This is a genomic window from Mesotoga sp. UBA5825 (genome assembly GCF_002432955.1).
Lineage (GTDB): Bacteria > Thermotogota > Thermotogae > Petrotogales > Kosmotogaceae > Mesotoga.
Genome location: NZ_DJHG01000128.1, coordinates 3,457 through 4,192, shown reverse-complemented (window position 1 = coordinate 4,192; position 736 = coordinate 3,457). Strand labels below are relative to the sequence as shown.

At 50.8% G+C, this 736-nt stretch carries 1 protein-coding gene; it reads right to left on the bottom strand.

All coding sequences use genetic code 11. The features are described from left to right. Window positions 1-100: 100 nt before the first annotated feature. Window positions 101-736: protease inhibitor I42 family protein (locus B3N33_RS12285; RefSeq protein ID WP_292593504.1), on the bottom strand; the 636-nt coding region annotated here is incomplete at its 5' end.

Below are 736 nucleotides of genomic sequence, written 5' to 3'. Positions count from 1 at the left end.
CAACTCAGAACTTGTAACTTGGAACTGTACTACACACACACCCTAACGGCAGGAAGGCCGCAAAAGCCTTCCTGCCACTATAATCATGGATGTTTCGTTTTCACTCGACTACTATGTTTATCGCAAAGGTCTGTATTGGATGGACGCTTTCCCAGGGGCGCCTGAGGGAGAATATGACAACTGTCTCGCCGGGTTGCTGGGCTTCGAATACCCACTGGACACTATAGGGCGCTCCCACAAGTTGGGAATCGTCAAGGAACTTCCTTTCGAAGATCGAGCCCTCGTAGATCAGCGAAACGACGTTTGGATTGGTTATCTTTACGTCCCAGATATAACCGGTGGAGCCGTTCTCCTGGAGTTCCACGGTAGCTATCTCGCCTACGGAGAGGGTGTTCATGGAGGTTCGAAGACCCTTGACATCAAGATGGGAGGAATTCCAGAGCAGCGATGTCACGAGCATGTTCGGCACGAACTCTCTGATTGTTTCTTCGAAGCTTCCGTCGCGCTTCATTTCGTCGAGAGTCTTCTGGAAGCTCAGAATCATACCGAAGTTCGTTCCCTTCGAAGCTGCGATGTAGAAGTAGTTTGTTTGAAGCTCAATAAGTGCTTCCAGGTCGTCCATGCTGTAGCCTGCATTCTTGACGAGCTCGCCGACAGTGAGGTCGGTAAAGACTGCCAAATCTGTTTCGCCTTCGAAAAGCTGTACGACGGCGTCGAGAGGATCGAGAGAGCTCAC